The organism is Shimia sp. CNT1-13L.2, from assembly GCF_024331145.1.
GTDB lineage: Bacteria > Pseudomonadota > Alphaproteobacteria > Rhodobacterales > Rhodobacteraceae > Shimia.
Genome location: NZ_JANDJO010000002.1, coordinates 325,373 through 347,660, shown reverse-complemented (window position 1 = coordinate 347,660; position 22,288 = coordinate 325,373). Strand labels below are relative to the sequence as shown.

At 62.0% G+C, this 22,288-nt stretch carries 22 protein-coding genes; 11 read left to right on the top strand and 11 right to left on the bottom strand.

The window, feature by feature from the left end; translation table 11 throughout:
* The first annotated feature begins 2 nt into the window (after window positions 1–2).
* The 7 genes from NNA36_RS05425 (at window position 3) to NNA36_RS05395 (ending at window position 5,750) form a co-directional block, all read left to right on the top strand.
* The gene (locus NNA36_RS05425) at window positions 3–1,001 is read left to right on the top strand and encodes an Lrp/AsnC family transcriptional regulator (RefSeq protein WP_255104935.1); all 999 of its coding nucleotides are present in this window, start codon (window positions 3–5) and stop codon (window positions 999–1,001) included.
* Complete coding sequence (locus NNA36_RS05420; protein WP_255104932.1) at window positions 998–1,450, top strand: Lrp/AsnC family transcriptional regulator; 453 nt, start codon at window positions 998–1,000, stop codon at window positions 1,448–1,450. The genes NNA36_RS05425 and NNA36_RS05420 overlap by 4 nt, the downstream gene beginning before the upstream one ends.
* Window positions 1,447–1,932 carry an AsnC family transcriptional regulator gene (locus tag NNA36_RS05415; protein ID WP_255104931.1) on the top strand — a complete coding sequence of 162 codons (486 nt, stop codon included), beginning with the start codon at window positions 1,447–1,449 and terminating at the stop codon, window positions 1,930–1,932. Before NNA36_RS05420 ends, NNA36_RS05415 begins: the two co-directional genes overlap by 4 nt.
* Before the next feature lie 4 nt (window positions 1,933–1,936).
* The gene (gene nirJ / locus NNA36_RS05410; protein ID WP_255104928.1) at window positions 1,937–3,154 is read left to right on the top strand and encodes a heme d1 biosynthesis radical SAM protein NirJ; all 1,218 of its coding nucleotides are present in this window, start codon (window positions 1,937–1,939) and stop codon (window positions 3,152–3,154) included.
* Window positions 3,155–3,287: 133 nt separating this feature from the next.
* Window positions 3,288–4,796: a nitrite reductase gene (locus NNA36_RS05405; RefSeq protein WP_255105594.1), complete on the top strand. Its 1,509-nt coding sequence runs from the start codon at window positions 3,288–3,290 to the stop codon at window positions 4,794–4,796.
* Window positions 4,753–5,496 (top strand): sirohydrochlorin chelatase, encoded by a 744-nt coding sequence (locus NNA36_RS05400; RefSeq protein WP_255104926.1) that lies wholly within the window; start codon window positions 4,753–4,755, stop codon window positions 5,494–5,496. The genes NNA36_RS05405 and NNA36_RS05400 overlap by 44 nt, the downstream gene beginning before the upstream one ends.
* Window positions 5,493–5,750: a hypothetical protein gene (locus NNA36_RS05395; RefSeq protein ID WP_255104924.1), complete on the top strand. Its 258-nt coding sequence runs from the start codon at window positions 5,493–5,495 to the stop codon at window positions 5,748–5,750. Before NNA36_RS05400 ends, NNA36_RS05395 begins: the two co-directional genes overlap by 4 nt.
* A gap of 78 nt (window positions 5,751–5,828) precedes the next feature.
* Here NNA36_RS05395 and NNA36_RS05390 read toward each other — a convergent pair whose 3' ends face one another.
* The 10 genes from NNA36_RS05390 to NNA36_RS05345 form a co-directional block, all read right to left on the bottom strand.
* Window positions 5,829–6,704 carry an FAD:protein FMN transferase gene (locus NNA36_RS05390; protein WP_255104922.1) on the bottom strand — a complete coding sequence of 292 codons (876 nt, stop codon included), beginning with the start codon at window positions 6,702–6,704 and terminating at the stop codon, window positions 5,829–5,831.
* Window positions 6,701–7,225: a nitrous oxide reductase accessory protein NosL gene (locus tag NNA36_RS05385; RefSeq protein ID WP_255104920.1), complete on the bottom strand. Its 525-nt coding sequence runs from the start codon at window positions 7,223–7,225 to the stop codon at window positions 6,701–6,703. Before NNA36_RS05385 ends, NNA36_RS05390 begins: the two co-directional genes overlap by 4 nt.
* Complete coding sequence (locus NNA36_RS05380; RefSeq protein ID WP_255104917.1) at window positions 7,222–8,043, bottom strand: ABC transporter permease subunit; 822 nt, start codon at window positions 8,041–8,043, stop codon at window positions 7,222–7,224. Before NNA36_RS05380 ends, NNA36_RS05385 begins: the two co-directional genes overlap by 4 nt.
* Entirely contained in the window at window positions 8,040–8,933 is an 894-nt protein-coding gene (locus tag NNA36_RS05375) for an ABC transporter ATP-binding protein (protein WP_255104915.1), read from the bottom strand. Before NNA36_RS05375 ends, NNA36_RS05380 begins: the two co-directional genes overlap by 4 nt.
* Window positions 8,923–10,179, bottom strand: a complete 1,257-nt coding sequence (locus NNA36_RS05370) for a nitrous oxide reductase family maturation protein NosD (protein ID WP_255104912.1) — start codon at window positions 10,177–10,179, stop codon at window positions 8,923–8,925. The genes NNA36_RS05375 and NNA36_RS05370 overlap by 11 nt, the downstream gene beginning before the upstream one ends.
* A 3-nt stretch (window positions 10,180–10,182) precedes the next feature.
* A complete protein-coding gene (nosZ, locus tag NNA36_RS05365) occupies window positions 10,183–12,093 on the bottom strand; it encodes a TAT-dependent nitrous-oxide reductase (RefSeq protein WP_255104910.1) in 1,911 nt (636 codons plus the stop codon).
* A gap of 20 nt (window positions 12,094–12,113) precedes the next feature.
* Entirely contained in the window at window positions 12,114–14,291 is a 2,178-nt protein-coding gene (locus NNA36_RS05360) for a NosR/NirI family protein (protein WP_255104908.1), read from the bottom strand.
* Entirely contained in the window at window positions 14,288–14,755 is a 468-nt protein-coding gene (locus NNA36_RS05355; RefSeq protein WP_255104907.1) for a DUF2946 family protein, read from the bottom strand. Before NNA36_RS05355 ends, NNA36_RS05360 begins: the two co-directional genes overlap by 4 nt.
* A gap of 200 nt (window positions 14,756–14,955) precedes the next feature.
* Complete coding sequence (locus tag NNA36_RS05350) at window positions 14,956–15,522, bottom strand: UbiX family flavin prenyltransferase (protein WP_255104905.1); 567 nt, start codon at window positions 15,520–15,522, stop codon at window positions 14,956–14,958.
* Window positions 15,519–17,027, bottom strand: coding sequence for a UbiD family decarboxylase (locus NNA36_RS05345; protein ID WP_255104903.1), 1,509 nt, complete (start codon window positions 17,025–17,027; stop codon window positions 15,519–15,521). Before NNA36_RS05345 ends, NNA36_RS05350 begins: the two co-directional genes overlap by 4 nt.
* A gap of 144 nt (window positions 17,028–17,171) precedes the next feature.
* Between NNA36_RS05345 and NNA36_RS05340 the strand changes: the two genes are divergently transcribed.
* From NNA36_RS05340 to NNA36_RS05330, 3 genes are read left to right on the top strand one after another with little or no spacing between them, the layout of a single operon-like run.
* On the top strand, window positions 17,172–17,717 hold the full coding sequence (locus tag NNA36_RS05340; protein ID WP_255104900.1) for an SCP2 domain-containing protein: 546 nt from the start codon (window positions 17,172–17,174) through the stop codon (window positions 17,715–17,717).
* Complete coding sequence (locus tag NNA36_RS05335) at window positions 17,717–18,694, top strand: peptidase U32 family protein (RefSeq protein ID WP_255105593.1); 978 nt, start codon at window positions 17,717–17,719, stop codon at window positions 18,692–18,694. Before NNA36_RS05340 ends, NNA36_RS05335 begins: the two co-directional genes overlap by 1 nt.
* Window positions 18,695–18,698: 4 nt before the next feature.
* A complete protein-coding gene (locus tag NNA36_RS05330) occupies window positions 18,699–19,598 on the top strand; it encodes a U32 family peptidase (protein WP_255104897.1) in 900 nt (299 codons plus the stop codon).
* Window positions 19,599–19,601: 3 nt separating this feature from the next.
* Here NNA36_RS05330 and NNA36_RS05325 read toward each other — a convergent pair whose 3' ends face one another.
* Window positions 19,602–20,372, bottom strand: a complete 771-nt coding sequence (locus NNA36_RS05325; RefSeq protein WP_255104895.1) for a LuxR family transcriptional regulator — start codon at window positions 20,370–20,372, stop codon at window positions 19,602–19,604.
* A 289-nt stretch (window positions 20,373–20,661) separates the two neighbouring features.
* Here NNA36_RS05325 and NNA36_RS05320 point away from each other — a divergent pair, with 289 nt between their 5' ends.
* Window positions 20,662–22,284 carry a calcium-binding protein gene (locus NNA36_RS05320; RefSeq protein WP_255104893.1) on the top strand — a complete coding sequence of 541 codons (1,623 nt, stop codon included), beginning with the start codon at window positions 20,662–20,664 and terminating at the stop codon, window positions 22,282–22,284.
* Window positions 22,285–22,288: the final 4 nt, after the last annotated feature.

Below are 22,288 nucleotides of genomic sequence, written 5' to 3'. Positions count from 1 at the left end.
TCATGAAAAACGTCGCCGATCCCATCGACCGCGCGCTGCTTGACGACTGGCAGCGCGGCTTCCCGATCACCGCGCGCCCGTTCCAGCGCATGGCCAATGTCCTCAACATCGCCGAGGATGACCTTCTGGCCCGCCTGCAACGCATGGTCGCCTGTGGCCGCATTGCCCGCGTCGGCGCAACCTGCGCGCCCAACACCATCTCGGCCAGTACGCTTGCCGCCATCGCCGCGCCGCCCGAGCGCATCGAGGAAGTGGCCGCGCTGATTCAGGACGAACCGGGCATCAACCACTCCTACCTGCGCGAAGACACCTGGAACCTCTGGTTCGTCGCCACCGGCCCCGACCGCGCCTATGTCGATGCCACCCTCGCCCGTCTTGAACAGCGTAGCGGCCTGCGGGTTCTCGACCTGCGCCTTGTGCGCCCCTTCAACGTCGATCTCGGCTTCCGCATGAACCAGCCCGAGGCCGGAAAGATCCCGCGCACCCGCCGCGCCACCGACCTTAGCGTCCTGCGCGAAGACGATCGCGACATCCTTCAGGCCCTCTCGGTCGGCCTCCCCCTCACCAGCGCCCCCTATGCCGCGCTTGGCTTTGATCTGGGTCGCAGCGAAGACGACATCCTGACCCGCGTCGCGGTTCTGGCCGAGGCCAACATCATCTCGCGCCTTGGCGTGATCGTCCGTCACCGCGCCCTTGGCTGGAGCGCCAATGCCATGGTTGTCTGGGACGTGCCCGCCGATCAGGTGGCCATCGCAGGCCCCCGCCTTGCCCTGCAACCGGGTGTGACGCTCTGCTATGAACGCACCCCTGTCGAAGGTGTCTGGCCCTATCGTCTTTATTCGATGATCCATGCCCAAAGCCGCCTTGAGGCGCTCAAGCACCTTGGCAATGCCGCCGCCATTCCCGAGCTGGCGGGCGTCCAGTACAAGGCGCTGTTCTCGCTGCGCTGCTTCAAGCAGACCGGCGCAATGATCGCCGCCCGGCCGGAGCGCGCGGCATGAGTGACCTGACCCAATCCGATCGCGACCTGATCAACCTGCTTCAGGAAGACATGCCGCTGGCGCATCGCCCCTTTGCCCCGCTTGCTGCGCAACTGGGGATCAGCGAAGACGCCCTGATCGCCCGCATCAAGCAATTGAAAGAAGACGGTTTTCTAACCCGCTTCGGCCCGTTCTTCGATGTCGCGCCGATGGGTGGTGCCTTCTGTCTCTGCGCCATGGCGGTGCCTGCGGCGGAATTCGAAACCATCCTGACCAAAGTCAATGCGCATCCCGAGGTGGCGCATAATTATGAACGCACACACCACCTGAACATGTGGTTTGTCCTGGCAACGGAAACCCCCGAGGGCATTGCCGACGTCGCCGGGAAAATCGAAGCGGAAACAGGCATCAAGGTGCACTGCTTCCCGAAACTGAAAGAGTTCTTCATAGGGTTCAAGGTCGCAGCATGACACTCGACGCCACAGATCGCGCTATCATCGAAGCCCTGCAAGGAGGCCTGCCACTTGTGCCCACCCCCTATGCCGAGGCCGCGCAAGCGCTGGACCTTCCCGAAGAGGAGCTGATCGAACGCCTTCAGGACATGAAGGACACCGGTGTCATCCGCCGTATCGCGGCCGCCACCAATCACTACAAACTGGGCATGACAGCCAATGGCATGACCGTCTGGGACGTCGCCGATAACCGCCTTGACGAACTTGGCCCCCAGATCGGCGCCCTGCCCTTTGTCACCCACTGCTACGAACGCCCGCGTGCCCTGCCGGAATGGCCTTACAACCTGTTTGCCATGGTCCACGGCGCCTCGCGCGACGAGGTCGAAGAGAAACGCAGCCAGATCACCGCCATCCTTGGCGATGCGCTGCGCGGCGCGGACATCCTCTATTCGACCCGTATCCTGAAAAAGACGGGGCTGCGGCTCCGCAAGAAGGGGTAACCCCATGTTCCGCCTCACCGAATACATGCACCAGCTGGTCAACCCGACACCCGTGCGACAACGCCGCGGTTCGGGGCCCGTGAAACCCGTTGTCATCTGGAACTTGACCCGCCGCTGCAATCTCAAGTGCCGCCACTGCTATACCGTTTCTGCCGACGTGAACTTTCCCGGTGAACTCAGCGAGGAACAGGCCATGGCAACGCTGGCCGACCTTGGGGACTTCAAGGTGCCTGCGCTGATCCTGTCGGGCGGTGAACCCCTCGACAGCCCCTATCTCTTCCAACTTGCCGAAAAGGCCCGCAAACAGACCCGCGTTCTGGCCCTCTCGACCAACGGCACCAAGATCTTCGGCGAAACCGCCGACCGCGTCGCCGAGATCGGCTTTGACTATGTCGGCATCTCGATCGACGGCATCGGAGACACCAATGATTGGTTCCGCGGTGTCGAAGGCGCCTTTGACAACGCCGTGCGTGGTGTGCGCGAGCTGAAAAAGCGTGGCGTCAAGGTTGGCCTGCGCTTCTGCCTGACCGAAGGCACCCAGCACAACCTGCCCGACCTGATCAAGCTTTGCGACGACGAAGGCGTCGACAAATTCTACCTCTCGCACCTCGTCTATGCCGGTCGTGGCGACAAGAACCGGGGCGAAGACGCCCACCACCTGATGACCCGCGCAGGCCTCGACCTGCTGCTGGAACGCGCATGGGAGTCCGCCTCCGGTGGTCGCCCGCTCGACATCGTCACCGGCAACAACGACGCCGACGCAGGCTATTTCCTGCAATGGGTCCGTGCCAACTTTAACGCCGAAAAAGAAGCCCACCTGCGCGAACATCTCGCGGCCTGGGGCGGCAACTCTTCCGGTCTCGGTGTCGCCAACATCGACTTTCTGGGCAAGGTCCACCCTGATACCTACTGGTCGGATTACACCATCGGCAACGTCAAGACGCAGAAGTTCTCGGACCTCTGGACCGGCGATGACCCGATGCTTGCCACCCTGCGCACCCGCCCGCGTCCGCTCAAGGGCCGCTGCGGCGCCTGCCAGCTCAAGGACGTCTGCGGCGGCAACACCCGCATCCGCGCCCTGCAACTGACCGGCGACCCCTGGGCCGAAGATCCCGCCTGCTATCTCAGCAACGCCGAAATCGGCGTCACCGACGAAGGTGAACGCCTGAACGTCACCCCTTTCCGAGGCAAAAGCCATGACCCGCAACACCGGTTCTTCTAAACATCCTACCTTCCCAAACTCCCCTGTTGGACGGATCGGTGATGCAGTCTCGGCCCGCGCCTCTGGCCAGCGACCTTCTCTCCACGCTGGCCTAAAATTCGGCCTCGCCAGCGCCGCCATCGCCCTTGCAGGCATGGCCGGCGCGAGCGAGACCATCGACGCCGACGCGCTCTATCAGGAGCACTGCGCCTCCTGTCACGAAGAAAGCCGCCTTGGCGGCACCGGCCCGGCGCTGATCCCCGAAACTCTCAAGCGTATGCGCGGCCCCAAGGTGGCCGGCGTGATCCTCGACGGTCGCCCCGCGACCCAGATGCCCGCCTTCGCAGATACCCTGTCGACGGAAGAAGTTGACGCAATCGCCGCCTATCTCAAGTCCCCGCTTGCCGAAACCCCGGTCTGGGGCGAAGCCGAGATCATGGCCAGCCGCGAATTGCGCGACGACTATACCCCCGCCGACACACCCGTCTGGTCCTCGGACCCGATGAACATCACGCTGGCCGTGGAAACCGGCGATCACCACGTGAGCGTGCTGGACGGTGACACCTTCGAAGTGCTCGACCGCTTCGCCACGCCCTTCGCCGTCCACGGCGGCCCGAAATTCGACCCCACGGGCCGCTATGTCTTCATCATGTCGCGCGATGGCTGGGTCCAGAAATACGATATCTACTCGCTGCAAGAGGTTGGTCGCGTCCGCGCCGGCGTCAACAGCCGCAACATCGCGATGAGCTCTGATGGCAAATGGCTGGCAGTTGCCAACTACCTGCCCAACACGCTGACCATCCTGTCGACAAGCGACCTCTCCGTCGCGGAGGTCCACGACATCACCGGCAAGGACGGCACGCCCAGCCGTGTCTCGGCTGTCTACCAGGCCCCGCCCCGCGACAGCTTTGTTCTGGCCCTCAAAGACGTTCCCGAAATCTGGGAGGTCTCCTATGCCAAGTACCCCGACCTGAACCTCTTTGCTGGCGGGCTGGCCCATGACTGGAAAATCGAAGGCCCCGTGCCGCAGGATACCCCATTCCCGATCCGCCGGATCACCACGCCGGATTACCTCGATGATTTCTTCTTCGACCAGTCCTATGAATACGTCATGGGCGCCTCGCGCGGGGGCCAGAACGGCCTCGTGATCGACCTCGTGATCGGCCAGAAAACCGCCGATCTTGATCTGCCCGGCATGCCACACCTCGGGTCTGGCATCACATGGGCCTATGGCGACACCACCGTCATGGCCACGCCGCACCTCAAAGACGGGGTCGTTTCGGTCATCGACATGACCACCTGGAAGACCATCAAACGCATAAAAACCGAAGGACCGGGCTTTTTTATGAGAAGTCACGAGAATTCGCCCTACGTGTGGGCTGATGTCTTCTTTGGTCCCAACAAGGATGCGATGCACGTGATCGACAAACAAAGCCTCGAGATCGTGAAAACCCTGCGCCCCGTGCCGGGGGCCACCGTCGCCCACGTGGAGTTCACCAAGGATGGCAGCCACGCACTCGTGTCGGTCTGGGAAGATGACGGCGCGGTGCTGATCTATGACGCCAAAACCCTTGAGCAAGTGGGCCGCCTGCCCATGCGCAAGCCATCAGGAAAGTACAATGTCTGGAACAAGATCACCTTCTCCGAAGGCACCAGCCACTGAAGCACTGATCGTCGCTCACGGCCAGCCTTCCGATCCCGAGCCCGCCGAGGCGCGGCTGGCGGAACTGGCCGCACGCGTGCAATCTCACCTGCCCGACCACCGCGTGACCTCGGCCACCATGGCCGCGCCGGACGCGCTTGAGAACGCCCTTGCACGGGCCGGAGACGATACCCTGATTTACCCGCTGTTCATGGCGGATGGCTGGTTCGTACGCACCGCACTGCGCAAACGGCTTGACGGCCACAACGTACAGGTTCTGCCCCCCATGGGCCTTGATCCGGCCCTTCCCGCCATCGCCGCCATCGCCATTCGCGAGGCCGCGGCCCTGCGTGGCTATGACCTGCACGACACCTCTGTCCTTCTCGCCGCCCACGGCTCAGCACGCGGACAGAAGGCCGCGGAATCCGCCCGTATCTTTGCCAACCACCTCGCGCAAATCCTGCCGGTGGCCCGCATTGCCCCGACGTTCGTGGAACAGGCCCCCTACATCGCCGAAACCGCCCAGAGCCTGCCCGGTCCCGCCCTGTGCCTGCCCTTCTTCGCGCAGGAAGGCGAACACGTGCGCGACGATGTGAACGGCACCCTGCGGGGCCTTGGCTTTGCCGGGCCCCTGCTGCCCGCCCTGGGCCTCTGTCCCGGTATCCCGCAACTCATCGCCAATGCACTACGCCAGGAAACCCGTGAAAGGGCCGCCGCATGACATCCGAAGATCCCGACCGCTGGTCGACACGCAAACTCGCCGTGCTGTTTTATCCCTTCTCGGCCGCCGCCGTGGCCATCAACGTCTACTTCATCGGTCTGATGTGGCAGGCCATCGGCATTCCGGCAATCACGCCTGTGGTGTCGCTGATCGTATCTGTCCCGCTTGGCGTACCTGCGACTTGGCTGATTGCAAAATGGATTCGCGGCCTGATGGACGAAGCCGACCGCCCGGTCATGCCCTCGTCCGAATAGGTTTTCAAAACATCGCTCAAATCGAAAAAGGCGCAGGAGAAATCCCGCGCCTTCTCTGTTTCCGCAATCCCCTGATCCTCAGACCAGAACTTCGATCCTTGCGCCCTTGAAGTGGGACACCAGTTCCACCGCCATGCTCGGCTCGACAAGACACAGCGCCGTGGACAGCGCATCCGCAAGCACGGCGCGCGAGGCCGACACCGAAACCAAAGAGGCCGTGGCCGCTTGGCCGTTCGGACCAAGGATATGCCCCCCATTGCCAAGCGACATCGCAAGCGGCGCAGAGGTCGCAAGGGCACGATCGGTCATTTTCAGGCGCGCAACCACGTCACCCTCTGGCCGGGCCACGCCAACCGCCCAGGGCGTGCCGTCCGCACGGCCACCAATGGCGGCAATCTCGCCCATGTCGACCAGCACGTCACGCAGGCCCCGCGCCTTCAGAAGGTCGGAAATCCGGTCGGTGATCGCCCCTTGGGCAATCCCGTTCAGGGTCAGCGCCCCGTCCAGAACGACACGGTCGGTATCGAAGCGCAGGCGCTGCCAGCCAACTTTTTCCTGCGCCCTTTGAGGGTCGCGCCCTTCGGCCAACGCCTGCCACAGCGGCTGTACGGTCGGATCAAAGTGACCGCCGCTCGCCGTGTGAACCGCTCCGGCAACGCTCAGAACCTGCAACAACTCTGGCGACGGCGCCTCAAGCACCCCGTCACGGTTCAGGCGGCTGACCTCCGAGTCACTGCGGTAAAGGCTGAAAATACCCTCAAGACGCGCCAGCTCGGCCTCAACAGCGGCAAACACCGACTGGGCCTCACTCTCGGGCACGCCGACAAGCTGCATCGAAACCTGCCCGCCAAGGGCACGTCCCTGCCAGCGGGCAACCTCGGCCTGCGCCAGGGCCGGCACCACGCCCATCGCGGCGGAAATGGCGAGAAAGCGACGACGGTTCAATTGGGTCATGACGGGGTCTCCAGGGCAATTTGAAAATCGACAGGGCCAAGAACGGCCTCATCGGGTATCTCGCTCAGCGGCAGCACCTCGCCGCCGTAGGTGCTCAGGAACTGCGCAGCGCCTTCTGGCGAGGCAAAGGGCACGATCTCGGGCGCGCCCATGCCACCGGCCACCGGTGCGCCCACCACAAAACTGGCGCCATCTGCGGCAATCCAATTGTCCGAACCCGGCTGTTCCCAACTCGCCGCGACGCTCATGTCGCTGACATAGACGGCAAGGATTTCCGCATCACGCTCGGGGCTTTTCAGATAGGCCACCATGTCGCGCACCTGCGCAAAGAACAGCGGCACAGGGTATCCCTCAAGATGGATCTGCCCCTTGGGACCACCGTGTTCGGCAATGTTCATCTGACAGAAAAAGCTCAACGCCTCTTCGGTCAGCTCCACCGGCGCAGGCGGGGCCTTGGCCTCTTCCTCCTTGCACCCGGCCACCGCAATCGCGGCCATCAGAAGGGCGGGAATGATCCTCATGGTTCGATCCTCCGGAACACAAGACGCGCGGCGGCAAAGCCGATGAACGGCCACAGCAACAGCGAGACCGGCGCCGCCCAGTCCGGCAGTGCATTCGCCGCGCCTGCCATGCCGCTGGTCAGGGCCACCCCTTCCGAGGCCGCCACGTTCCAGACACGGAAGGCATCCGCCGGATTGGCCACCATCACCCAGGGGAAAACCTGGCGGGTAAACACGCCGCCTTCGTCCATCACCACGGCCCCCAGAAGGCCAAGATCGAACAGAACCACGAACACCAGCCACAGCCCCGCCGACATGCCCGCCGCCGCCGTCGCGGTCTTGCTGAGCGCACTCATCAGATAGCCAAGGGTCAGGAACACCCCGCCCAACAGGATCGACGTCGCGATCAGCCGTGCCAGCGCCATAAGGCTCTCTGGCCCCGCGCCGCCGTACCAGGCCGCCACCGCCCCTGCCGTGCCGAACCCGATCAGCATGGCAAAGCCCAGCGCCGCAAGATGCGCGGCAAACTTGCCTAACAGCACCTCGCCCCGCCCGGCAGGATAGCTCAGCAACAGTGCAAGGCTGCCACGGTCGGCATCGCCCGCGATGGCATCAAAGGAAATCATCAGCGCCAGAAGCGGCGCTAGATACACCGACAGCGTGGTCATCGAGGCCACGGACACCGTCAGCATATCAACCCCCAGCGATCCGGTCGGCGCGCTGCCGGCAAAGGTCAGCGCCAGCGCAAACAGCACCATGATCAACGTCGCGGTGAACAGCCAGCGGTTCCGCCGCAGGATACGCATCTCCGAGGATGCAATGGCAAGAAAACGCATCATTGGCCTGCCTCCTGTGCATAGTGGCGATAAAGGTCTTCAAGGCGCGGTGGCGTGATCTCGACATCGGCCACGGCCTCGCCCAGCTGGGTGATCCGGCGCAGCTCGGCCATCTTCTGATCCGGCCCGCAGAGGATCTCCACCGAGGCCCCGTTGATCCGCGTGCCGCCAATCTCGGCGGCCACCGCATCGGCATTCTGCGTTGCGCGAATGCGCAGCTTGGTCTTCAGACCGGCCCGCGCGCTCAGCCCCTCAAGCGTATCATCCGCCACCAGCACCCCCTTGCGCATGATGGCAATCCGGTCGGTCCGGGCCTCGACTTCGGTCAGGGCGTGGCTGGCTATCAGCACCGCTGTCCCCTGCGCCGCCAACTCGTCGATGATGGCATAAAGGTCCTGCCGCGAAATCGGGTCCAGACCGCTGGTCGGCTCGTCCAACAGGGCCACCTTTGGATGGCCAAGCAGAACCTGCGCCAATCCCAGACGCTGGCGCATCCCCTTGGAATAGGCGCCAATCCGGCGATCCATCGCCTCGCCCAATCCCACACGGGCCAGCAACCCCGGCACATCGGCCTTTTCGCCAGACAGGCGCGCAAACAGGGTCAATTGCTCGCGTCCGGTCAGTGCCGGGTGAAAGCTCACCGCCTCGGGCAGATAGGCCGTGGCCGTCCGCGCCTTGCCGCTGCCCGGTTTTGCCCCCGCCACGCGGATTGCGCCGCCGTGGATCGGGGTCAGCCCCAGCACCGATTTGATCAGGGTCGATTTGCCCGCGCCGTTATGGCCCAAAAGCGCCACGCGCTCACCGGGCTGCACGGTCAAAGTCACGTCGTCCAGAACGCGCACCTTGCCGCGATCCTTGCTGACGCTTGAAATTTCCAAAGCCTTATCCGTCATGAGGCACCTTTTCGCTGACGTCGGGTCTGACGGGTTTCATCATCGGGTGGCTGTCGATCACACCGCCCGGCAACAGGGCCGGAAAAGCGGATTGCGACCAGCGCACCAATTGCACTGCAGGCGAGCCAAGAAGCAGCTTCGCCGAGGGTTGGGTCCACAGCACGTGATCCATGCTGTCATTCGGGCGATAGGGCGCATCGGCGATGCCGTTGCCATCCACATCAAAGGCGGCAAAGTCGCTCCAGTAGTTGCCCTTGCCCTCTTCGGACCACTCGACCCATTTGGTCGAGACGTATTTCACCTGCGTACGGTTGCCGATGAAGGCATTGCCAAGGATGCGGTTGTCCTGGCTTCCGGCGGTGAAATGAATGCCAATCCCACATCCCTCGAACCAGTTGTCGCGGAACATGTTCTTGTGTGAATTGTAAAGGAACGTGCACTTCTCCTGCGCGTTCACAACATAGTTGCCGCTGATCTCGCCCCGGTTGGCATAGTTCAGCATGACACCGTGTTCCCGGTCTCCGATCGATACGTTGTCGGCCACTTTCACGCGGGTGGAAAACATCACCGCATAGCCAAGATCATTGCCGATAGAAACGTTGCCCGTGACCTCGCTGTCATCAGCGTACATGTAGTGAACCGCAAAGCGCAGATCGCGGAACAGGTTGTCGCGAAAGATGTTGCGGCGGCTCGAGTTCACGAAAATCCCGTCCCGCCCAAAGCGCACGTCGTTGCCTTCAACAACCGCGCCCGGCGCGTTCCAGACATAGATGCCGTTCCCGCGCGAGTTCATGCGACGGTCAAGACGTCCTTCGATCCGGTTGCGGGCGACCAGCGACTTCTTGGCGCCGTGAATGTCGATACCATAGAGATTGCCCAGAACGACGTTGTCGAGCACATGCGCCCGCGTCGCCTTCTTGGTCAGCTTGATACCGCTGTCGATGGTCTCGTGGCTTGAACCCGATCCCAGAACGGTCAGGCCGCGAACAATCACGTCTGGCCCGTCCACCGTGACGACCGAACCTTCGCCCTGTCCGTCAAGGGTGGCATGGCCTTGCCCATCAAGGATCATCGGCCGATCCAGAAGCACGTTTTCGGCATAGGTGCCGGGGCTCAGGCGGAGGGTGTCTCCATCCGCCGCCTGCGCCAGTATTTCGGCAATGGCCCCTGCCCGGTTCGGCACGTCCCAGTCGGCGGCCCCAAGCGGGGTCGCCATCAGTGATGCTATGAGCAGGAACCAACGCATGGTTTACGCTCCGCGCGGTTCTACGAACATGCGGCCGCGCATTTCCATGTGCAGCGCGTGGCAGAACCACTGGCAATAGTACCAGTGAACACCCGGACGTTCGGCAACGAAAGTAACCGAGGCCGTCGCCTGCGGCCCGATCTCCATGGCAACACCAAAGTTCGCCATGCAGAAGCCGTGGGTCAGATCGTCGATGTCATCCAGGTTGGTGACGATCACGGTGACCTCGTCGCCCTGCTTCACGGTGAAGGTTTCCAGCGCAAAGTTCGGCGCCTGGCTGGTCATGTAGACGCGGACCTTGTTGCCATCGCGGATGACAGTGTCCTGCCAGTCGTCGAGATCAACGCCGTCTGCCTCTGCCTGCGCACGCGCATCAGCCCACATCGGGTCATTGCGGTCCCAGGTGTTGACCGGGTTCACTTTCGAACGGTGAACAATGATCGAGTCGTGCGGCTCGGCAAAGGTCGGGCCGTCGTGGACCACCTTCATCTTGTCGCCCGAAATGTCGATCAGCTGCTCGTTTTCCGGCTTCAGCGGACCCACGTTCAGGAAGCGGTCTTTCGAGAACTTGTTCATCGAAATCAGCCACTTGCCGTCTGCCTCGGCAGTTTCACCCATCGAGGTCGAGTTGTGGCCCGGCTGATAGTGAACGTCGACTTTGTCGAGGATCGGATCAACATCCTTGCCTGCATAGGCGTCGATGGCTTTCTGGATGTCCCACTTCACAACCTGGCTGTCGAGGAACAGCGTAGTGTAGGCGTTGCCACGGTTGTCGAACGCGGTGTGGAGCGGGCCAAGACCCAGCTGCGGTTCCGCAACAACAGCCGAACGCGGATCGGCGCCGTTTGCAAAGATCTCGTCCACTTTCTGAACGTCGATCACGGAAACGGTCGGCGACAGCTTGCCGTTGATCATGATGTGGCGCTTGTCGGGACATGCGTTCACACCGTGCGGCGAGTTCGGGATCGGGATATAGGCCGTCAGGTTGCCCGGCGCGCCCTTGCGGCCGTCAACGACCTTGGCACCGTTCAGTTCCTGATAGTTGCCCGCTTCGATAGCGGCTTCGATGGCCTTGATGTTGAAGACAACAACGTGGTCCAGCTCGCTCTCGGTCATCTCGGCCAGGTTCACACCCATTTCCGAGTTGTACGAGGTCGAGAAGGCATATTTGCCCTGATAGTCACAATCGGTGTTGTCGAGGTTGCCCGACACGATCACCTGCCATGCAACTTTCATCTCGTCGCCGTCAACGGCGGTGAAGATGTTGACGTATTGCGACTTGTCGTCGAGGACCGAACCGTCGTTGACCAGCGGTGCTTCGTGTTCGCCGTTGGCAAAGACATACCCGGTACGCGGATATTTCTGCGGACGCAGGCCGTGAATATCAAGCGCGTTCGGGATCTCGATGATCTTGTCGCACTTCATCACGTCACAACGCACACGGGCCACACGGGTGTTGGCCTTGTCGTTCATGAACAGGAAGCGGCCATCATAGGTGCCGTCGGTGAACGACATGTGCGGGTGGTGCAGGTCGCCGTTGTCATAGGTGACCTTGCCGTTGGCATGCAGGAACTCTTTGGTTTCCGGCAGCAGGCCCTCGGTCAGAATCTTCAGCGACTCGTTGGTCTGGCCCCAGCCGGTTGCCGAGCAACGGTTGAACACCGGAACACGCATCAGCTCGCGCATCGACGGCACGCCGAGGATACGCAGTTCGCCGGTCTGACCCGACGACCAGAAGCCGTAATACTCGTCAAGGTCACCCGGTGCGAGGTGCGCATTGTTTGCCGCCTGTGCCGGGGTGGCTGTCAGGAGCGAGCTGCCCACACCGGTACCGGCCAGTACGGCCCCCGTTGCGGTTGCCCCCAACATGCCCCGACGGGTCATGGACAGGCCTTTCTTGGTTTCTTCAGACATGGTTTCCTCCTTCAAGAATCCTAAGTCGTTTTGGCGTTTGGGTGATTTGCCGGCGGTTTCCCCTGAACAGGGATCTTGATGTCCGCCGAGCCGGTTTTCGCCCGTCGCTTGATTTGACGGATGACCACCGGACATTTCTTGTCGGACTGGTACAGCACCTGGCAGTGCAGACAGTCGACGCATTCGTTTGGATTGATCTCACCGGTCGGGTGGATCGCCTGTACCGGACATTCGTTGGCACAGGTCTGACACGGGCTGCCGCAGTCCTTGTAACGGCGCAGCCAGTCGAACATGCGGATGCGGGCCGGGATCGCCAGCGCCCCGCCCAGCGGGCAGAGATAGCGGCAGTAGAAGCGTTCGATGAACAGGCCGGCCACCAGAAGGGCCACGGCGAAGACAACGAACGGCCATTCCCGCACGAACTTGAGGATGATCGCAGTCTTGAACGGCTCGACCTCGGCATAGGTCTCGGCCATCGGGATCGACACCATGCTCAGGCCGAACAGACCAAGAAAGATCATGTATTTCGCAGGCCACAGGCGTTCATGCAGGCCCCACGGCAGGGTGACCTGCGGCACCTTGAAGGCGCGTGCGATCTTGTTCAGCAACTCCTGAAGGGCACCAAAGGGGCACAGCCATCCGCAATAGGCCCCACGCCCCCAGAACAGCAGCGCGGCAGCGATGGCAAACCACTGGATGAACACCAGCGGATCCATCAGGAAAGCATCCCAGGTGAAACCGCTGCGCAGGCTACCGGCAAGCGCCATCAGGTTCACCACGCTCAGCTGCGCATTGGCGTACCAGCCAAGGAAGAACAGCGTGACCGTCAGATAGCCGATACGGAACCAGTAGAAGACACGCGCATTCGCCGTTGCCTGGAACTGGAAGAAGAACACGCCCGTCAGCACCAGGAGCATTGCGCCCAGCACACCGATCTCAAACGTCTTGTCTTTCCAGATGCGTTTCCACAAGGCCGACTTGGCCGCCGCTTCGCTGGTGGCATCCTCGATCACCTTCGGCGCAGCCATCGGCAGCAGATACTGTTCGGGCAGCTTGTAGCCGAGGTCATAGGTCAGAAAGGTCTTTTCAATCGGGCCAACCGCGCGCTGCGCCAAAAGCTGGATGCGGAAAGGCTGCGCCGGATCAAACTCGACATCGGCCGGGATCTTGAACAGGTCCAGTTCCACGAAACTCGGGCTGTCATCCGTGGCCAGCTCACCAAGACGGCGCTGCTGCTTGTCAAAAAAGCGGACGTTATTGTCGCCCTGGATCAGCTGGATACGGTCAAAGATACCGCCCCGCACATATCCCGAGCCCTTGAAGCTATAGATCCCACGGCCCAGCATCAGGATCGCGTGCTCACCGGGTTCCAGCCACTCGACAAGGTTCTTGTATTCCGCCTCGCCCAACAGCGACTTGCCGATCGACGGCACCGACGCCAGCGCCACGTGCATATCGATATAGGTGTCATCCGGCTCGCCCGGTTCGGGACGTTTGAGAACACGGGCATCACCGGTGTCTTCAAAGGCCTTGTTGATCTGGCCAATATCGAGCGTCATGCGGCGCACCGATCCGTCACCCGACAGGGTCGACCAGTCTTCGGTGCCCTCGCGGGCCATGTCGATTTCGCGTTTGGGTCCGGTCTCGACCTGTGAAAGCCCGCCAAGGCCCAAAGCCCGCGATACCTTGATCCCGGCACGCACGACACTGTCGTCGATCACCATCACGGTCACGGTCGCACCGGAAATGATATCGAGTTCGTGACCTTCACCACCCGTGGCCGCCTCGATCTTGAGGTCCAGCCCGGCATAGCCCTCGGTCAGGGCCACCATCTTGGATTCCGGGATACCGATCAGAACAATCGGCTCCGAGTGTTTGACCAGCTTAACACCAGTCAGCACCGCGTCGTCATCAATGGCCGCAACCACGTGGATGGGTTTGCCGGAATACCCGGTGGTGCCCACGAAATCCGACGTCAGGAAGGCCCATGCAACGGTTTCGCCGCCCTTCAGGATCGGGGCAACTTTGACATCGTCACGCACCGGCCCAAAGGCATCGGCGCCCGGAGCCAACTCTTCAGGAGCAATATCAGGGAGAAAACTGGCGAGGCTGTCTGCTTTCACCTCGGCCGCGACGATCGACACGAGAATGAAGATCACGGCACTCAGCCAGGAAAAGATTGCGCGCTTTGCACTCACAGCGCACCTCCTTCACTTAGAGAATACGCCATGAACGCGCACGGGGCGCGGTCCGTTCTAACTTGGGGCGCAGCTGGAGGGCCGCGCGTAATGGGGCGCAACCAGCGCACGCCCTCAGGTGCAATCCCCCCGACAAGCGGGGCCTCCTCCGAAAGCGAAGCCGCAACCGACACAATCATCGGATCAGCATCGGAAAGGCCGGGTACGGATACAGCGCACATCACGCAGTCTCCGCAATCGGGACACGGGGCTTCGCCCTCTTCGTCCTCAAAGTCGATCTGCATCATCACCGGGCCATACTCGGCGCAGATTTCGATCCACTCACCTTCCGACGCCTGCGACACCGCAGGCAAGATCATCTGCAAAATCAGCGCAAGCATCCCCAGAACCGGAACAAAAAGACGCCGGAGGCGCGCTTCGGCCCCCCGGCGAGATCTTGCTCTGTAAAAGTTCTGCGCAAGCATGCGCGACTCCACTGACTGACTTGATGCAACCAGAGGTACGCCTGCCCCCGAGTCGCCGACTTGACTTTGGTTAGGCTCGGATCGGATTTTTTTTGAGTGGATGGTCAAACCCGCGGAAATCGCCTCACGGGGCGGGCGAAACCCGCACCTCCGCAATACCGACGTAATACCGACGTAATACATACGCCGGTTTTTGGCCCTTATTCCGGCATCCAGGCCTGCGCGAAAGGCGCCGCGATCCGCAGCAAATCAACCGCCCGCGCGGCGATCTGCCCAACCACGTCATCAAGGGTTTCGGGATGCAGATAGAAGGCAGGCACCGGTGGCAGGATGATCCCTCCCATCTCGGTCACTGCTGTCATATTGCGCAGGTGTGCCAGCGTGAGCGGCGCTTCTCTTGTCAGCAAAATCAAAGGCTTGCGCTCTTTCAACTGCACCCCCGCCGCCCGCGTCAGCAGGTTGTCATCCAACCCGTTGGCAATGGCGGCAAGGCTGCGCATAGAACAGGGTGCAACGATCATCCCCGCCACAGGTGCCGACCCCGAGGCAATCCGCGCCCCCACGTCGCGCACATCATGTGAGGAAGACGCGATTTTCTTCAACCCTTCCAAAGCGTTAGCGCCACATTCCTCGCTCAGCGTCCGCTCTGCGGCAGGGCTGACAACAAGGTCAATCTCAGCCTGAACCGCGCACAGTTTCCGTGCCACCGCCACGCCCAACGCCGCCCCCGACGCCCCGCTGATCCCAAGAACCACCCGCGCCGTCATACCCGCACCTCCGGCAGGCAGCGGGCAAGGAAATCTTCCGCGAAATCAGCATCTTGCGGACGCACCGCCATCACTTCTCCCCACTCCCGCGAGGTCTCGGCCCCGATCTTGCGGGTGGCATCAATCCCGATCTTCCCCGCCAACCCCGGTTCGGGTGAGGCAAAATCCAGATAGTCCATCGGCGTACGCTCCAGAATCGTCACATCCCGCGCCGGATCCATCCGCGTCGCCAGCGCCCAGGCGATGTCGTCCCAACTGCGCACATCCAGATCATTATCCACCACGACAATCATCTTGGTATAACTGAACTGCGGCAACATCCCCCACAGCCCCATCATCACCCTCTGCGCCTGCCCGGGGTACCGCTTGTCGATGGCGATCACCGCCATTCGGTAAGAACAGGCCGCCGGTGGCAGCCAGACATCCCTGATCTCTGGAATCTGATCGCGGATGACCGGTAGTGACAGGCGGTTGAACACCTCGCCGATGATCGCGGGCTCATCCGGTGGCCGCCCCGTAAACGTCGACAAGTAAAGAGGATTTTCGCGATGGGTGATCGCTGTCACCTGCATCACCGGAAAGGGTTCCGCCGCGTTGTAATATCCGGTGTGATCCCCGAACGGCCCCTCTGGCGCGGTGTCGCCTGCGCTGATCCAGCCCTCTATCACGATCTCCGCATCGGCCGGCACCATCATCGGCACGGTCTTGGCAGGCACCACCCGAGGGCGCACCCCACCCAGCGCGCCGGCAAAGGTCAGTTCCGATACCGTCTCGGGCAAGGGCAGTGCTGCCGACAAGAGCGTCGCCGCATCCGCCCCCAGCACGATGGCCACCGGCATTCTTTCCCCAGCCGCCATCCAGCTGCGCATGTGTTTCGCGCCGCCCCGATGCTCAAGCCAACGCATGATGATCCGTTCCCGCCCAATCACCTGCGCCCGATACACCCCGGCGTTATAGGCATTCACGTCCTCCACACCACTTTGCGCCGACCGCGTCAGAACAACCGGCCATGTGATCAGCGGCCCTGCATCACCGGGCCAATGCGTCTGTACAGGGATCCGCGCCAGATCCACGCTTCCCCCTTCCAGAACAATCTCTTGCACCTTAGCTCGCTTCACCGTTTTGGCCCGCGTCGCTAGCGCTGCCTTCAACATCGGCCAGCGCGACAGGGCATCGCGTGCGCCCGACGGCGGGGTGGGAGAGCGCAGCGCAGCAAGGAATGCCCCCAGATCATCCAGCTGTGCCTCGCCTACTCCCAGCCCCGCCGCGACCCGCTCGGGTGTTCCGAACAGGTTCGCCACGACGGGCATCCCGGCCACCGACCCGTCCGCCAGAACCGGTCGGTCAAATTGCAGAACAGGACCACCACGCTCAAGCACCGCCTTGTGGATCGCAGTCATCCGATGCGCGACCTCTACCGGCTCGGCCAGACGCGCAAACTGATCCGTGGCACTGGCCCAGGCCAGGAAACTGCGCAGGTCGGGATGGGGCGGCAAGGCGCGCATGGCACTCTCGTGGTCTTGTTTCCGCAAGCCGATATCAGAGCCCAAATCCGCGCTACTTGACCTTCATCAAGTGCGCCCCGGCGACATGGGTCTATCAACACTTTCGGAGACCGCGCGACGTCGCCAAGAAGAAAGACCAGAGGTTTGCAAGAAGAGCCTGCCCTGAGCATCCCGATATTCCCAACCCCGCTGGCCCGTGCCTTGCGTTTCATGCCGCTCCGCCCCTTGGCGCTCGCGCTGACGCAGGTGTCCCGAAGCGTTGCCAAGCGCCACTCCTCCATGTTCCGCCGACTGGGCGAATACGGGGAAAGCCGGTTCATTCTTGATCCGACTGACCTCCCCGTAACGATGTGCCTTGAACCACGGGGCGGTGCGCCGCGCATCTTGTTGTCACGGCGCGATCTCGAGGGTCATGCCCGGATCGCCGGACCGCTGGCTGCGTTACTGGGCCTTGTGCATGGGGCCTATGACGGCGATGCGCTGTTCTTTTCCCGCGATCTGGTGATCGAAGGTGACACTTCGGCGGCTCTGGCGCTGCGCAATGCCATTGACGACGCGGAACTTGATCTTGGCGAGGAGATCGGAGCCCTGAGCGGCCCTCTTGCCCGTCCGCTTCAGCGCCTCGTGGCGCTTGCCGAACGCCGCACCGGCGTTGCTTTGACCCGTCAGGAAGAGGATCTGGCATGGTGATGGAAATTGTCTGCCCCGCAGGCACCCCCGCCGCGTTGCGCGCCGCCGTCAAGGCGGGTGCCCATACGATTTACTGCGGTTTCGCCGATGAAACCAACGCCCGCAATTTTCCCGGCCTGAACTTCAGCCGCGAAGAGATGATGGAAGGCGTGCGCTTTGCCCATTCCCACGGGTCCAAGGTTCTGGTCGCGATCAACACCTATCCCCGCGCCGGCGCCGAGGACATCTGGCACCGCGCCGTGGCCGACGCCGAAACCGCCGGTGCAGATGCCGTTATCCTCGCTGACCTTGGCCTCCTTGCCCATGCGGCCAAGACCCATCCGAACCTGCGCCGTCACCTGTCGGTTCAGGCCGCCGCCGCAAATGCCGACATCATCAACTTTTACGCCGCAGAGTTCGGGGTAAAGCGCGTTGTCCTGCCCCGCGTCCTGTCGGTTCCGGAAATCGCTGAAATCAACAATGGCACCGAGGTGGAAACCGAGGTTTTCGTCTTCGGCGGGCTTTGCGTGATGGCCGAAGGGCGCTGTTCCCTGTCGTCCTACGCCACCGGACGTTCGCCCAACATGAATGGCGTCTGCTCTCCTGCCTCGCATGTAGAATACAAGGAAGAAGGCACCGATCTGGCGGCCCGCCTTGGCGGCTATACCATTCACAAGGTCGGCAAGGACGAACCCGCCCCCTACCCGACGCTGTGCAAGGGCTGTTTCACGGCGGGCGAGAAAACCGCGCACCTGTTCGAAGATCCGGTCAGCTTGAATGCCGAAAAACTGATCCCTGCCCTGTCCAAGGCTGGCGTCACCGCTCTCAAGATCGAAGGCCGCCAACGCTCGCGTTCCTACGTGGCGCAGGTGGTCAGGAATTTCCGCGCTGCCGTTGAAGCCGAAGCCGCAGGCCGCCCGTTGCCCGAAGGGATGCTGGCCCGCCTGTCGGAAGGACAGGCCGGCACCACCGGCGCTTACAAGAAAACCTGGAGATAACCGCATGGAACTGACCGTTGGTCCCAACCAGTTTTTCTGGAAAGCCGAAGACTGGACCGCCTTTTACGATGCACTGGCCGCATCACCGGTTGACCGCGTGTCGCTGGGTGAACTTGTGTGCTCCAAACGCATGCCCTTCTATCAGGATCGCATCCCCGCCGCCCTTGAAACCCTTGCAAACGCGGGAAAATCCGTCGCCATCACCTCGCTGGCTCTGGTCACATTGAAACGCGAACGGGTTGCCACGCATGCGCTGGCCGAAATGGGTGTCGAGGTCGAAGTGAACGACCTGACCGCACTGGCGCATATCCCCTCAGACATGCCGTTCTCCATCGGCCCCCTCGTGAATGTCTACAACGAAGGCACGCTGAACTGGCTCGCGGATCGGGGTGCGACGCGCATCTGCCTACCGCCCGAACTTCCCCTCGAGTCCGTCAAGGCATTGTGCGATGCGGCCAAAGACAAAGACCTCACCATCGAAGTCTGGGGACACGGTCGCCTGCCGCTGGCGATCTCGGGGCGCTGCTATCACGCACGCATGCACGGGCGCACCAAGGACAACTGTCAGTTTGCCTGCGAAGACGATCCGGATGGTCTGCAAGTCGACACTACCGACGGCCAGCCATTTCTGACCATGAATGGCGTGCAAACCCTCTCCCAGACCCACGCCAGCGCCGCCTACCAGATCGAGGCCCTGCGCGATGCCGGCGTTGGCGCCCTGCGCCTTTCGCCGCAATCCGTAGGGTTCACGCAGATCATCGACGCCTATCGCGCCCGTCTCGACGGTACGCTCACCGCGGACGGCCTCACGGACGCGATCCGCGCAGCCGCTCCGGGATGTTCCCTCTCCGACGGGTTCCTTGATGGGGATCGGGGCGTGGATTGGTCCGGCAAAGCCGCCTGAGCCCTACTCCGCGGCCTCGGCAGATGCCAATAGCGCCTCGTACTGACGCACCGCCGCCACCCGGTTGCGCACGCCCAGTTTACGATAGGCGCTCTTGGCATAGTCTGACACGGTATGCGTCGAAATCTGGCAGGCTTCGGCAGCCTGCTTGGTGCTAAGGCCCTGGCTGAACAGGTACATAACCTCCTGCTCGCGCGGACTAAGGGCGGCGCGGGCCTTTGGAAACGGGGCCAGAAGCCGCTGTCGGAACGCGGCATCCCCCGCGCCACCAGCCGTCAACTCTTCCATCTTGCGGTGCACGACAAGGCAGAGGAACCGCAACTCTTCGATGCGCCCTTCGACCATCGCCTTGAACTCTGCGCGCGTCTTGCCCGTGCCAAGGTTGAAGCCCCCGAACCGCGCCGACCCTTGCAGGCGCATAGGCAGGGCAATTCCGGCGTGAAACCCGGACTTTTCGCTGGCGGCGCGGATGAACGCCCGCTCCTGCTCGCCAAGATAGGCATAGTCATCGACAAACTCTGCCCCCGTGAAGGTCGCCGCATAGGAGCTGCAACAATGCGCCAGAAACGGATCATTCGCCGCCGGGGTGCCAGCATGGACGGCAGGCGCATTGGAAAACAGCTGCGGCGCGCCAAAGGCTTCGTCCACCGTCAGGTAGATCACGAACTCAAAACCGATGCCTGACAACAGGCCCAGCGCCTGCGCCCACAAATCCTCAACGTCACGACAATGCTCGAGACGGTCAATTTCGTCCCACTTCACAATCCCACTCAAAATACGCCTCTCTCACCCAATTCTTCGGGTGCCAAGCACTCAGTATGCCTCGGTTTTCGATACTCCACCCTAGGCAAAAAACCTATATCGGCACAACCACTTGGCCAGACACACCCCACATACCCCCTAATTTACGGGGATATGTCTTTGCAAAGACACGCCCTAAGTTGCCCGCGTCCACCCGGACCGGGGGCATGGCATACAGATGCAAGTCCCGACGCGTCGACCGGATCCCACTCGTCCACCCGCCGTGCCCCCGACATAGTTTTCATGATTTCGGAGCAGCCAGATGACAATTCTCAATACCTTTTCGACCACAGACATCGTACTGGCCGACAACGAAACGCTCATCATCACCGAGACCGCAACCCTCGCCGAGGCTGGCATCGAAAACATGACCGACGAAAGCGGTCAGTCGATCTTTGTATCCGGCGATGTCCTCAGCAACGGACGCGCAATTGACCTCGAGGTGGACCGCGACGCCACCCTCAACGCCCAAATCACGATCGGCGAAGGCGGCAAGCTCTGGAGTGCGAACGGCAACGCCCTTTTCCTTCAGGGTGGCCTCAACCACATCACCAACAATGGCGAGATTTCTTCTGACTACGAGGCGATCAAGCTTTCATCCCTGATCCAGAACCACGAAATCATCAACAACGGGACAATCTCGTCCAACAGGGCAGCGATCGACATTGCCGGCCAGATCTCAGGCACCTTCGCATCCTCCATCGCCAACACGGGTCGTATCGTTGGCAATGCTGACGCCATTGTCGGAAGGTCCGATCTTGCGATCAACAATTCCGGGGACATTCTGGCAACCGGCGCGGCCTCCACCGGCATTCTGGCAAGAAATGGTATTCTGCTGGTCGTCAACACCGGCACCGTGCAAGGCAGCCTGTTTGCAGTCCATGCCATGCTCGCAACAGACACCTCTACCGTCATCAACTCGGGTAGCCTGATCGGCAACGTTCTGCTCGAAGGGGCCAATGCACGCGTCGAAAACACCGGGCAGATCGACGGTTACGTCACCATGTCCGACGGCAACGATACCTTTATCAACAGCGGAACTGTCCTCGGAGCGGTCAACCTCGGCGATGGAAACGACATGGCCGAGTTCCACGCAGGCTCTACCGGAGAGGTCAACGGCGGCGACGGCAATGACCAGTTCTTTGTCTGGGGCGGAACCCCCATCATCGACGGGGGCAACGGCTTTGACACGGTCTCCTCGACCGGTAACATCACGATGGTCAACTCCATCGAACGGGCAGCCCTTCTCGGCGTCGGGGATACGAGGGTCTGGGGCAGCCAGAGCAACGACATCATTGACGGAAATGCCGGAGACAACCGCCTTGTCGGCAACAAGGGCGCGGACCAGATCAAGGGCGGTGCAGGCAACGACACGCTCAAGGGCGGCGCGGACCTCGACCAGTTGCTTGGTGGGTACGGCGACGACGTGCTGAAGGGCGGCACCGGGCGCGATATCCTGCGGGGCGAGGAAGACGATGATCTTCTAAAGGGCGGATTTGGTGACGACGATCTCTATGGCGGCGCGGGCAATGACGTGCTGACGGGCGGGCGCGGACGGGACAACTTGACGGGTGATGAGGGTCTCGACACCTTTGTTTTCACGAACAAATTCGACTCCGGCCGCACCTTGGCCAACGCCGACACCATTCATGACTTCACGCGCGGCGAAGACCTGATCGACGTCTCGGCGATGGTCGAAGGCGAGTTCAACTTCATCAAGGGCGTCGCCCTGACCGGCAACGGTCAGGCAGAGCTGCGCATCAAGGCGAACCCGACTGAAAACTGGACCAAGGTCTTCTGGGACACCAATGGTGACGGCAAGTTCGAAGGCATGCTGTATCTGCGCAATGTCATCGGCCTGACAGCCGACGACTTCATTCTGTAAGCTA

Excerpts from the sequence above, each read along its gene's own strand:
- NNA36_RS05370 (WP_255104912.1), bottom strand. The coding sequence starts at position 10,179 with ATGCGTTGGTTCCTGCTCATAGCATCACTGATGGCGACCCCGCTTGGG.
- NNA36_RS05400 (WP_255104926.1), top strand. The coding sequence starts at position 4,753 with ATGTCTGGAACAAGATCACCTTCTCCGAAGGCACCAGCCACTGAAGCA.
- NNA36_RS05345 (WP_255104903.1), bottom strand. The coding sequence starts at position 17,027 with ATGCGCGCCTTGCCGCCCCATCCCGACCTGCGCAGTTTCCTGGCCTGG.
- nirJ (WP_255104928.1), top strand. The coding sequence starts at position 1,937 with ATGTTCCGCCTCACCGAATACATGCACCAGCTGGTCAACCCGACACCC.
- NNA36_RS05380 (WP_255104917.1), bottom strand. The coding sequence starts at position 8,043 with ATGATGCGTTTTCTTGCCATTGCATCCTCGGAGATGCGTATCCTGCGG.
- NNA36_RS05425 (WP_255104935.1), top strand. The coding sequence starts at position 3 with ATGAAAAACGTCGCCGATCCCATCGACCGCGCGCTGCTTGACGACTGG.
- NNA36_RS05420 (WP_255104932.1), top strand. The coding sequence starts at position 998 with ATGAGTGACCTGACCCAATCCGATCGCGACCTGATCAACCTGCTTCAG.
- NNA36_RS05395 (WP_255104924.1), top strand. The coding sequence starts at position 5,493 with ATGACATCCGAAGATCCCGACCGCTGGTCGACACGCAAACTCGCCGTG.
- NNA36_RS05375 (WP_255104915.1), bottom strand. The coding sequence starts at position 8,933 with ATGACGGATAAGGCTTTGGAAATTTCAAGCGTCAGCAAGGATCGCGGC.
- NNA36_RS05415 (WP_255104931.1), top strand. The coding sequence starts at position 1,447 with ATGACACTCGACGCCACAGATCGCGCTATCATCGAAGCCCTGCAAGGA.
- NNA36_RS05390 (WP_255104922.1), bottom strand. The coding sequence starts at position 6,704 with ATGACCCAATTGAACCGTCGTCGCTTTCTCGCCATTTCCGCCGCGATG.
- NNA36_RS05385 (WP_255104920.1), bottom strand. The coding sequence starts at position 7,225 with ATGAGGATCATTCCCGCCCTTCTGATGGCCGCGATTGCGGTGGCCGGG.
- NNA36_RS05335 (WP_255105593.1), top strand. The coding sequence starts at position 17,717 with ATGGAAATTGTCTGCCCCGCAGGCACCCCCGCCGCGTTGCGCGCCGCC.
- NNA36_RS05330 (WP_255104897.1), top strand. The coding sequence starts at position 18,699 with ATGGAACTGACCGTTGGTCCCAACCAGTTTTTCTGGAAAGCCGAAGAC.
- NNA36_RS05405 (WP_255105594.1), top strand. The coding sequence starts at position 3,288 with ATGGCCGGCGCGAGCGAGACCATCGACGCCGACGCGCTCTATCAGGAG.
- nosZ (WP_255104910.1), bottom strand. The coding sequence starts at position 12,093 with ATGTCTGAAGAAACCAAGAAAGGCCTGTCCATGACCCGTCGGGGCATG.
- NNA36_RS05320 (WP_255104893.1), top strand. The coding sequence starts at position 20,662 with ATGACAATTCTCAATACCTTTTCGACCACAGACATCGTACTGGCCGAC.
- NNA36_RS05350 (WP_255104905.1), bottom strand. The coding sequence starts at position 15,522 with ATGACGGCGCGGGTGGTTCTTGGGATCAGCGGGGCGTCGGGGGCGGCG.
- NNA36_RS05355 (WP_255104907.1), bottom strand. The coding sequence starts at position 14,755 with ATGCTTGCGCAGAACTTTTACAGAGCAAGATCTCGCCGGGGGGCCGAA.